At 47.2% G+C, this 9,894-nt stretch carries 13 protein-coding genes; all 13 read left to right on the top strand.

Annotated elements, in window-relative coordinates:
- Positions 1–786, top strand: a 786-nt coding sequence (locus E5983_RS07070) for a Rib/alpha-like domain-containing protein (RefSeq protein WP_160333176.1), incomplete at its 5' end; no start/stop codon positions are given.
- Between the two features lie 157 nt (positions 787–943).
- Positions 944–2,116 carry an N-acetylglucosamine-6-phosphate deacetylase gene (gene nagA / locus E5983_RS07065; protein WP_160333175.1) on the top strand — a complete coding sequence of 391 codons (1,173 nt, stop codon included), beginning with the start codon at positions 944–946 and terminating at the stop codon, positions 2,114–2,116.
- A 299-nt stretch (positions 2,117–2,415) separates the two neighbouring features.
- Positions 2,416–3,252 (top strand): SAM hydrolase/SAM-dependent halogenase family protein, encoded by an 837-nt coding sequence (locus tag E5983_RS07060; protein ID WP_202056555.1) that lies wholly within the window; start codon positions 2,416–2,418, stop codon positions 3,250–3,252.
- Positions 3,253–3,262: 10 nt separating this feature from the next.
- Positions 3,263–3,808 (top strand): ECF-type riboflavin transporter substrate-binding protein, encoded by a 546-nt coding sequence (locus tag E5983_RS07055; protein ID WP_160333173.1) that lies wholly within the window; start codon positions 3,263–3,265, stop codon positions 3,806–3,808.
- A gap of 86 nt (positions 3,809–3,894) precedes the next feature.
- Entirely contained in the window at positions 3,895–5,565 is a 1,671-nt protein-coding gene (locus E5983_RS07050) for an ABC transporter ATP-binding protein (RefSeq protein ID WP_160333172.1), read from the top strand.
- Positions 5,562–6,392, top strand: a complete 831-nt coding sequence (locus tag E5983_RS07045; RefSeq protein ID WP_160333171.1) for an energy-coupling factor transporter transmembrane component T family protein — start codon at positions 5,562–5,564, stop codon at positions 6,390–6,392. The genes E5983_RS07050 and E5983_RS07045 overlap by 4 nt, the downstream gene beginning before the upstream one ends.
- Positions 6,393–6,457: 65 nt before the next feature.
- A complete protein-coding gene (locus tag E5983_RS07040) occupies positions 6,458–7,024 on the top strand; it encodes a glycoside hydrolase family 73 protein (protein WP_160333170.1) in 567 nt (188 codons plus the stop codon).
- 112 nt (positions 7,025–7,136) lie between these two features.
- Positions 7,137–7,556, top strand: a complete 420-nt coding sequence (locus E5983_RS07035; protein WP_160333169.1) for an HI0074 family nucleotidyltransferase substrate-binding subunit — start codon at positions 7,137–7,139, stop codon at positions 7,554–7,556.
- The gene (locus E5983_RS07030) at positions 7,546–7,893 is read left to right on the top strand and encodes a nucleotidyltransferase family protein (protein WP_160333168.1); all 348 of its coding nucleotides are present in this window, start codon (positions 7,546–7,548) and stop codon (positions 7,891–7,893) included. The genes E5983_RS07035 and E5983_RS07030 overlap by 11 nt, the downstream gene beginning before the upstream one ends.
- 42 nt (positions 7,894–7,935) lie before the next feature.
- Positions 7,936–8,568, top strand: a complete 633-nt coding sequence (locus E5983_RS07025) for a GyrI-like domain-containing protein (protein ID WP_160333167.1) — start codon at positions 7,936–7,938, stop codon at positions 8,566–8,568.
- 130 nt (positions 8,569–8,698) lie between these two features.
- Positions 8,699–8,989 (top strand): 30S ribosomal protein S6, encoded by a 291-nt coding sequence (rpsF, locus tag E5983_RS07020; RefSeq protein ID WP_160333166.1) that lies wholly within the window; start codon positions 8,699–8,701, stop codon positions 8,987–8,989.
- Positions 8,990–9,000: 11 nt separating this feature from the next.
- Entirely contained in the window at positions 9,001–9,492 is a 492-nt protein-coding gene (locus E5983_RS07015) for a single-stranded DNA-binding protein (RefSeq protein ID WP_160333165.1), read from the top strand.
- A 30-nt stretch (positions 9,493–9,522) separates the two neighbouring features.
- Positions 9,523–9,762, top strand: coding sequence for a 30S ribosomal protein S18 (rpsR, locus tag E5983_RS07010; protein ID WP_135038614.1), 240 nt, complete (start codon positions 9,523–9,525; stop codon positions 9,760–9,762).
- The last annotated feature ends 132 nt before the right edge of the window (positions 9,763–9,894 follow it).

Genomic DNA, 9,894 nt, shown 5'->3' with positions numbered 1-9,894 from the left:
CCAGTAGACACGACAGGTGAAGGCGATAAACCAGCTACAGTAGTGGTAACCTACCCAGATGGTTCGAGTGAAGAAGTCCCAGTGACCGTTAAGGTATCTAAGTCCGCAACAGATGCAGATAAGAACACTCCAGTCGCTAAGGATCAAACAGTTGAGCCAGGTTCTACACCGAAGGCAGAAGATTCTATTGCCAACCTGTCTGAACTTCCAGCAGGAACGAAAGTATCCTTCAAGGAGCCAGTAGACACAACAGGTGAGGGAGACAAAGTAGTTACAGTAGTTGTAACCTACCCAGATGGTTCTAGTGAAGAAGTCCCAGTGACCGTTAAGGTATCTAAGTCTGCAACAGATGCAGATAAGAACACTCCAGTCGCTAAGGATCAAACAGTTGAGCCAGGTTCTACACCGAAGGCAGAAGATTCCATTGCCAACCTGTCTGAACTTCCAGCAGGAACGAAAGTATCCTTCAAGTATCCAGTGGATACTAGCACAGCAGGTGATAAGCCGACTGTGGTACTTGTGACTTACCCAGATGGATCAGTTGAGGAGCTTGCGGTTCTTATTAAAGTTAGTTTTTCAGCTAAACCTACAAATGAGAACACAGGATCAACAGCAGATTCTAGGGGCGTAGTTGACAGCTCAAATCGAGCTAATGAAGAACGAGTAACGGTTCTTCCAAATACAGGAGAAAATTCAGAACTATCGCATGCAGCTATGCTCCTAGGAGCAGGAATGCTGACAGCTCTAAGTTTAGTGGGGCGGAAAAAGCGAGAAGATGAGGAATAACCTTTTCATTTAATTTCTTGAAATCATTTCCTGTCATAAAGTAATAATCCAGGTAATTGTGTAGTGCAGTTACCTGGATTATTTTTTTAGAGAAATCGGTCTATACCATTTTATTTTTTGACATCAAGGTGTATAATAAAAACAAGGAGGATGGATCATGAACTACTATATTCAAGCAGATGCTTTTTTCTATCCCTATGAGAAAAAGGGAGCAGGTTTTTTAGAAATCAAAGATGGTCGTTTTGGGCAATGGCAGGGTCAGAGACCGGAATCAGCGGAAATCCGTGATTACACGGGATATTGGATTAGTGCAGGTTTAGTAGATACCCATATTCATGGATTTGGTGGTGTTGATGTCATGGATAAGGATATTGATGGAATTCTAACGACCATGAGTGAGAGACTTCTTAGTACAGGAGTGACTAGCTTTCTCCCAACAACCCTGACTGCAGATACAGGAGATTTACGTCAAGTAGCGGAACAAATTGGAACTCGCTACCAGGAAGCTAAGGGAGCAAAAATTCAAGGAATTTATTTTGAAGGTCCCTATTTCACGGAGGAATTCAAAGGAGCGCAGAATCCAGCCTATATGAAAGATCCGGATTTAGAAGAATTCCGAGATTGGCAGGAAGCAGCACACGGTCACATTAGAAAAATTGCCTTAGCCCCTGAGCGGGACGGAGTTGAGGAGTTTGTCAAAACCCTAACCCAAGAAGGGGTTACTGTTGCCTTGGGACACTCCAATGCGACTTTTGATCAAGCTCGGGCAGCTGTGCAGGCAGGAGCCAGTGTCTGGGTTCATGCCTATAATGGCATGCGGGGGTTGACCCATCGGGAGTTGGGTATGGTTGGGGCCATGTACCAACTACCTCATACCTTTGCAGAACTAATCTGTGATGGCCACCATGTCCATCCGGGAGCCTGCCAAATTTTGCTGGATCAGAAAGGCCTGGACCAAGTTGCCTTGATTACCGACTGCATGCGGGCAGGCGGGATGCCAGACGGCGATTACCAGCTGGGCGATTTCCCGGTCCTTGTTCATGAAGGAACGGCCCGCCTTAAAGATTCTGGTTCTCTAGCCGGATCCATCCTCCAACTCAAGGATGGTGTCAAAAATGTCGTTGAGTGGGGCTTGGGTAATCCGGAAGAGGCTTTGCGGATGGCGACTCTTAATCCAGCCCTTTCAGTTGGCCTAGAAGACGACTGCGGCCAAATCCGACCAGGAGCAGCCGCTGACTTCTTAATCTGGACCCCGCAACTAGACCTCCACGCAACCTATTTGGATGGCCAACTCCGCTTTCAAGCGACTTCAGAAGGTAAGGTCGAGTAGTTCTTTTTCGGATGAGTCTAAAAGAGGAGTGGGATAGAACGGATGTTTTTCATTTTAGTTCTAGCCCACTTTTTTATGTTTGCCGATAGTTCGTTTATTCCCCCTCTTTTTTAGAATTTTGTTCAGTTATTCTTGTTCTTTCCATAGAATTTCGCTCAATAAATAATTTTTATAAAGAAAAACCGAAAAATGACTTGCTAAAGACGTCAAAATGGACTAGACTAGAGGTCTATTCGAAAATAGAATTCTTTCATTTATTGTAATAATCGATAAATGAAGCGACCATTTTGTTGGGAGGAATGATGAATCAGTTATTAGTATTGCAGTCAGATTTTGGCTTGGTAGATGGAGCTGTTTCCGCCATGATTGGGGTGGCTCTGGAAGAGGCACGTGATTTGAATATTCATCATCTCACGCATGATATTACTCCCTATCATATTGAAGAGGCCAGCTATCGGCTCTTTCAAACGATTGATTACTGGCCTGAAGGAACGACCTTTGTTTCGGTGGTCGATCCAGGAGTTGGTTCCAAGCGTAAAAGCGTGGTTGCTCTGACCAAACGGAATCAATACATCGTCACACCGGATAATGGGACCTTATCCTACATCAAGGATCAGGTGGTAGCCGTGCGGGAAATCTCAGAGGTTTCCAACCGCCGTGCCAATACGGAGCATTCTTACACCTTCCACGGTCGCGATGTTTATGCCTACACAGGGGCTAAATTAGCCAGTGGTCACATTAACTTTGAAGAGGTCGGTCCCGAACTAAGTGTCGAGCGGATTGTTGAAATTCCGGTTGTGAAAACAACTCAGGGGCCGGATTGGGTTCAAGGTGTTGTCGATATCCTGGATGTGCGCTTTGGTTCGCTTTGGACCTCCATTAAACGGGAGGACTTCCAGAAGCTCAGTCCCGAATTTGGCGATCGGTTCGAGGTAACCATCTACAACAATGATATGCTGGTTTACCAAAATCAGGTTGTCTATGGCAAGTCCTTTGCGGATGTTCGTATCGGCCAGCCAGTCCTCTATGTGAACTCGGTTTACCGGCTAGGTCTGGCCATCAATCAGGGGTCCTTCTCCAAGGCCTACAATGTTGGCGTTGGACCTCAGTGGTCGATTCAGTTGAAGAAAATTTAGGAGTTTTAGAATGTCACAATTATCTATTAAACAAGTTGTTGCTATCGGTGTCGGAGCTGCCCTCTTTATTGTGGTTGGTCTCATTAGTATTCCTACACCCATCCCCAATACCTCGATCCAGTTGCAATACGCCGTCCAGGCCTTGCTATCAGTCGTTTATGGTCCCTTCGTTGGATTTCTGATTGGTTTTATCGGCCACGCTGTCAAGGATCTTCTTCAATTTGGGAATCCTTGGTGGTCTTGGATTTTTGTTTCTGGTCTTTTTGGGTTGATTGTTGGAATAACCAAGAAGAGCTTGTCCCTACAAGTCGGCCAGCTCCAGACAAAAGGACTGCTAACCTTTAACCTGGTTCAGATTAGTGCCAACATTGTTCTCTGGGGACTGGTCGCTCCGGTCTTGGATATTCTAATCTACCAAGAGGCGGCCAATAAGGTTTTTGCCCAAGGAATCGTTGCGGGCGGAATCAATGCCCTCGTTGTTGCCATTGCAGGAAGCTTATTGCTGAACCTGTACGCCAAGAATCAAGTTCAAACAGGTAGTTTGACCAAAGAATAAGTGAAATGGACAAAATTCAATCTATGGATTTTGTCTATTTTGTATTTCATCTATGATAAAATAGAAGAAAAAAGAGGAGAAAATCGGTGTTACCACTCATTCAGTTTAAAGAATTTTCCTTTCAATACCAAAGTCAAGCTGAACCAACGTTAAAAGACATCAACCTGGACATCCAGCAGGGAGAAAAAGTGGCTATTATTGGACCCTCTGGATCTGGCAAGTCGACTCTTGGGCAATGCTTAAACGGCTTGGTCCCCCATGTTTATCGGGGCGAGATCCAAGGTCAGCTACTCTTTCAAGGGCAGGACTTGCTGGCGTCCAGCATTGTTGAGCGTTCCCTCTTGATTTCCAGTATTCTTCAGGATACCGATGGCCAGTTTATCGGCCAGACGGTGGCTGAGGATGTGGCCTTCGCCTTAGAAAATGATGCCTTGGAAACCAGTGTCATTCGTGACAAGGTCGCCTATTGGCTGGACAAGCTCGGTCTGACTGACCTAGCCCAGCAGCGTCCCCAGGATCTCTCTGGCGGGCAGAAGCAGGCCGTTGGTCTCGGAGGTGTTTTGATTGACGAAAGTTCCCTCCTCTTATTTGACGAACCCCTGGCCAACCTCGATCCCCAGGCAGCCCATGAAAGTTTACAGCTGCTGGGGCGTCTACACGAGGAAACAGGTTCGACCTTGGTCATTATTGAACATCGCCTGGAAGAGGTTTTGGAACTAGGTCTGGACCGGATTATCCTGATGGAAAACGGCCAGATTGCCTTTGATGGCAACCCCAATCAGCTCTTGGCTAGCCCCCTCTTAACAAGGGCCGGGATTCGTGAACCTCTCTATCTGACCGTCCTGCGGGAGTTGGGGATGGAACTGAGTGCTGACCAGCCCTTGGATCATCTCGCAACCTTGGAGTTGCCCCAGCTTTCCCTACCAGAGGTTTCCCCAGCGAAGTCTGGGCAAGAGGCAGAGGTCTTGGCCCAGTGGACCAACCTGTCCTTTGCTTACCCGGGAAGACCAGTTCTGTTTGAGAACTTGAATCTGCAATTGCGGCAAGGCGAATTGGTCGCTCTACTTGGGAAAAATGGGACTGGAAAGTCAACCTTGGCCCAGCTCTTATCAGGCTACCTACCTGCTCAAGGCCAGTATTGCTGGCAGGGTCAGGAAGTCACCGACCAATCCTTGGCTGACCGGGCCAACCAAGTTGGCTATGTCCTGCAGAACCCCAACCAGATGATTTCCCAAACCATGATCTTTGATGAGGTGGCACGTGGCTTGCGGCTCAGAGGTCTGGCAGAAGCAGAAGTGGCTGCCAAGGTTGCAGCCGTCTTGGAAATTTGTGGCCTAACCCCTTTTCGGAATTGGCCCATCTCCGCCCTTTCCTATGGTCAGAAAAAACGGGTGACCATCGCAGCCATCTTGGTTTTGGAACCCCGGGTCTTGATTTTGGATGAGCCGACGGCCGGTCAGGACCAGGCCCATTATCGGGAGATGATGGATTTTCTTCAGGAGCTAGCAGGCTTGGGGCATGCCATTGTTATGATTACCCATGACATGCAGCTGATGTTGGAGTATGCCGACCGAGCTTTGGTCTTGGATCAAGGAAAGATCATCGCCGACCAGGATCCACGCCAGCTCCTGTCTCAACCGGAGCTCCTTACCCAGGCCCATTTGCGGACGACCTCGCTTTTTGAGCTGGCAGCTAAGCTTCAGGCGGATCCCTTGGCCCTCTCCCAGTTTTACCAAGAAAGGAGGAAGCAAGCATGAATCAGTTTATCGGCTATCAGGCAGGCACTAGCTGGATCCACCAGCTAAGTGGTGCTAGTAAGTTTCTGTTTTTCTTGTTGACCTCGATTGCGGCCATGTTGACCTACGATACTCGCCTCTTGCTGGCGATCGCCCTGCTCTCCTTGCTGGGGCTCGCCCTCTCGCGGATTTCTTGGGCCAGCATTCGCTGGGTGATTTACTTTGCCTCCTTCTTTGCAGCCATGAACCTGCTCATGGTCTACCTCTTCGCACCAGAGTATGGGGTGGACATCTATGGCACCCGCCACCTACTTTGGGCCGGCATCGGTCCCTATAGTGTGACCCAGGAGCAGCTGTTCTACCTGGCCAACCTCTTTCTCAAATATGTAGCTACCCTGCCCCTGGCCCTGGTCTTTCTCTTGACCACCCACCCCAGCCAATTTGCGGCCAGCCTCAACCAGATTGGGATCCCTTATCGCATTGCCTATGCAGTAAGCCTGACCCTGCGCTACATTCCAGATGTCCAAGAAGACTTTGTCATCATCCGTAAATCCCAGCAGGCGCGTGGCTTGGACCTGTCCACCAAACAACCTCTTTTGGCACGAATCCGCGGCAACGCCCTGATCCTCTTCCCGCTCATCCTAACCTCCCTCGAGCGCATCGAAACCATCTCCTGCGCCATGGAACTCCGCCGCTTCGGCAAGGAAAAACGCAGAACCTGGTATTGGAGCCAACCCTGGACCTGGCAGGACTATCTCCTGCTCGGCCTAGCCCTCCTCACCCTGATCCTCGCCTTTTACCTCATGTGGGCTCAGGGCAGCCGTTTTTACAACCCTTGGCAAGCCTAGTTTTTCCTTTACTTCTCGTCTTTTTCTTGTTAGACTAAAGAAAAATTGGAAGAAGGGAGTCAAGCATGCGCAAGAGAAAAAAAGGCCGTGGCCTCTTAGCCCTGACCTTAATAACTCTAGGCTTGGGCTTCTTCGCCTACCAAACCCTCACCACCCAGCAAGGGGACTACACCATCACCACCGAAGATAGCTTCGTCCAAAACATCGCCCCCGATGCCCAAGCAATCGCCAACCAGTACGGCCTCTACGCCTCCGTCATGATCGCCCAAGCCCTCCTCGAATCCCAATCCGGAACCAGCCGCCTAGCCCAGCCCCCCCATCATAATCTCTTCGGCATCAAAGGAACCTACCAAGGCCAAAGCGCCAACTTCCTGACCACTGAAGATGACGGCAGCGGCCAAACCTACGAAATCCACGACCAATTCCGCAGCTATCCCTCCTACTACGCCTCCCTCACCGACTATGCCCAAGTCCTCTCCCAGCCCCTCTACGCTGGAACTTGGAAGGCCAACACCACCAGCTACCAAGACGCTACCCTGGCCCTCACCGGTACCTACGCCACCGACAGCACCTACAACCACAAACTCAACCAGCTGATTGAGCAATATCAGCTAACCCAGTATGACTGGTGAGTAGGACACAGATAGAAAATGAAACCAACCCCAGAGCAGCAGACTGGAGTCTTCAGTTGGCTGGTGTGCTACTGTTATTAAAGTTAGTAGAGAAGTAAGAGGAGATACAGTTATGCCTGAGCAGCAAAAATATCAGAAAAAATATGAAAACTTTTCCAAGATTCTTACTCGATTAAATGGACATCTAGAAGGGCGTTCCATTAGCCAGTTTTCTGATTTAGAGCTAAGTGGTCTCTTAAAGCAGTTTACGCTTTCATTCGATTTAATGTGGAAGACTCTAAAAGATTATCTCGAGTTCAATGGTGTTGACATTGGGATTATCTCACCGACAAATGTCTTAAGATCAGCAGCTTCATCGGGTCTTTTGGAAGAAATGGATGTCGAAGGTGAAGATTTAATCGAAATGCTCAGAGCTCGAAATCAGCTAACCCATGTTTACGATTTTGAAACGGCTCTGGATCTTTTGGAGAGAATCAAAGTAGTCTATGTACCAGAATTATTGAAAGTGGAGTCCTTCTTCAATGGAAAATAAAACAGGTTTAAAATTGGAATTCCTAAAGGAGCTTCACGCGCAAATTCTCTCCTTCCCAGGGATCGAACAAGTCTTTATTTTTGGCTCACGTGCGCGTGGGGATTATCGGAAGTATTCCGATGTTGACTTGGCGATTTTTGGGGAGCAGGCTTCCTTTGAAACGCTGGGGGCAATGCGACAATTTTTGGAAGAGCTTCCGACTATTTATCGCTTTGATCTCATTCATTTTGATAAACAAACGAATGAACAATTAAAGGCCTCCATTTTAAGAGAAGGTATTTCTCTAACTGCTTTGCTGGAAATTGAAGAAGAGCGGCCTCAGAAGGATGAGGGCTGAGTCTGGATAAAAACGCTATTCTAAAATCCCAAAGGAGTAACAATGGTCTTTAATGTTAAAAAAGAATACAAGGAGTTTTATCCGATCAAGGTGGAACCACGAATCGTTCAGGTGCCTAAGTTAAATTTTCTAGCAGTGAGGGGGCAGGGGGATCCGAATGAGGCTGGTGGCGAGTACCAGGAGTCCATTCGGTTACTCTACCCGATTGCTTATACAATCAAGATGAGTAAAAACACCGATTATTGTATGGAGGGTTACTTTGATTTTGTCGTACCGCCTTTGGAAGCTCTTTGGTGGCAAGAAGGGGTCAAAGGTGTTGATTACGAGCGTAAAATGGATTTCCGGTTTATTTCGCTGATTCGGATGCCTGATTTTGTCAGCAAGGAAAATTTTGATTGGGCGATCGCGCAGGCCAGTCAGAAGAAGAAAATGGATTTTGCCAAGGTCGAGTGGTTCACCTATGATGAAGGTTTGTGCGTACAGTCCTTACATATCGGACCTTATGAGGATGAGCCGGCTACGGTTCAACGGATGCATGAATATATGAATAGAGAAGGATATCAGTTGGATATTAGGTCTGAACGAATGCATCATGAAATTTATATCAGTGATTTTCGTAAAACAGAACCTGCCCGACTAAAAACGATTCTGAGGCATCCGATTAAGAAAAAATAGTGTTCAGGAATTGTTCCCAACTTTTCGCTTGCATTCTATTTAAAATTCTTGTATACTAATTTCTTGTGAGAATATCCCTCACTTACTCGTCTTGAGGCGGGTCATTAGTCCAAAAGGAGGAACATAATCAATGGCTAAATACGAAATTCTTTATATTATTCGTCCAAACATTGAGGAAGAAGCGAAAGCAGCTTTGGTAGAGCGTTTTGACGCAATTTTGACAGACAATGGTGCAACCATCATTGAATCAAAAGCATGGGAAAAACGTCGCCTTGCCTACGAAATCCAAGATTTCCGTGAAGGTCTTTACCACATCGTGAACGTTGAAGCGAACGATGATGCAGCTCTTCGTGAGTTTGATCGTCTTTCAAAAATCAATGGCGACATTCTTCGTCATATGATCGTTAAACTTGACGCGTAAGAAGGTAACAAATGATTAATAATGTTGTACTTGTTGGTCGTATGACCCGGGACGCAGATTTGCGTTATACCCCATCTAATGTTGCAGTGGCGACCTTCACCTTGGCGGTGAACCGCCCCTTCAAGAGCCAAAATGGTGAGCGTGAGGCTGACTTCGTCAATGTGGTCATCTGGCGTCAACCAGCTGAAAATCTGGCTAACTGGGCTAAGAAGGGTGCTTTGATCGGAATTACGGGACGGATTCAGACTCGTAATTACGAGAACCAGCAAGGACAGCGTGTTTATGTTACTGAAGTCGTAGCAGATAACTTCCAAATGTTGGAAAGTCGCGCTGTTCGAGAAGGAAACGCCGGCGGTTCAAGTTTTGGTGGCAACAGCTTTGGATCTGCTCCAGCTGCTAGTCAATCCATGTCAGAACCTGCAATGCCAGACTTTTCTCGAAACGATAGTCCTTTTGGTGCAACCAGCCCAATGGATATTTCCGATGACGACCTTCCATTCTAATGGATTGAAGAATAAGATAAGGAGAATAACATGGCTCAACAACGTCGTGGCGGATTCAAACGCCGTAAGAAAGTTGATTACATCGCAGCAAACAAGATTGAATACGTTGACTACAAAGATACTGAATTGCTTAGCCGTTTCGTATCAGAACGTGGAAAAATTCTTCCACGTCGCGTAACTGGTACTTCAGCTAAGAACCAACGTAAAGTTACAAACGCAATCAAACGTGCGCGTGTAATGGCTTTGATGCCTTACGTAAACGAAGACTAATCAGAATTAGGGGACTGAAGTCTTCCGAATCTGTACAGGAAGGGAGTGGGACAGAACTAAATTTGAAAAAATTTAGTTCGTAGTCCCACCCCCGCAAGGCTGATTAGGTCCTCTTCCGAGCTTGAAAAGCGA

The organism is Streptococcus danieliae, from assembly GCF_009767945.1.
GTDB classification, from domain to species: Bacteria; Bacillota; Bacilli; order Lactobacillales; family Streptococcaceae; genus Streptococcus; species Streptococcus danieliae.
Note: the sequence above shows the minus strand (reverse complement) of the source record. Positions and strands in the feature narration are given on the sequence as shown.

Bases quoted from the DNA above. Each gene is read 5' to 3' on its own strand.
- E5983_RS07040 (WP_160333170.1), top strand. From the start codon at position 6,458: ATGCGCAAGAGAAAAAAAGGCCGTGGCCTCTTAGCCCTGACCTTAATA.
- rpsR (WP_135038614.1), top strand. From the start codon at position 9,523: ATGGCTCAACAACGTCGTGGCGGATTCAAACGCCGTAAGAAAGTTGAT.
- E5983_RS07045 (WP_160333171.1), top strand. From the start codon at position 5,562: ATGAATCAGTTTATCGGCTATCAGGCAGGCACTAGCTGGATCCACCAG.
- E5983_RS07035 (WP_160333169.1), top strand. From the start codon at position 7,137: ATGCCTGAGCAGCAAAAATATCAGAAAAAATATGAAAACTTTTCCAAG.
- nagA (WP_160333175.1), top strand. From the start codon at position 944: ATGAACTACTATATTCAAGCAGATGCTTTTTTCTATCCCTATGAGAAA.
- E5983_RS07030 (WP_160333168.1), top strand. From the start codon at position 7,546: ATGGAAAATAAAACAGGTTTAAAATTGGAATTCCTAAAGGAGCTTCAC.
- rpsF (WP_160333166.1), top strand. From the start codon at position 8,699: ATGGCTAAATACGAAATTCTTTATATTATTCGTCCAAACATTGAGGAA.
- E5983_RS07015 (WP_160333165.1), top strand. From the start codon at position 9,001: ATGATTAATAATGTTGTACTTGTTGGTCGTATGACCCGGGACGCAGAT.
- E5983_RS07055 (WP_160333173.1), top strand. From the start codon at position 3,263: ATGTCACAATTATCTATTAAACAAGTTGTTGCTATCGGTGTCGGAGCT.
- E5983_RS07025 (WP_160333167.1), top strand. From the start codon at position 7,936: ATGGTCTTTAATGTTAAAAAAGAATACAAGGAGTTTTATCCGATCAAG.
- E5983_RS07060 (WP_202056555.1), top strand. From the start codon at position 2,416: ATGATGAATCAGTTATTAGTATTGCAGTCAGATTTTGGCTTGGTAGAT.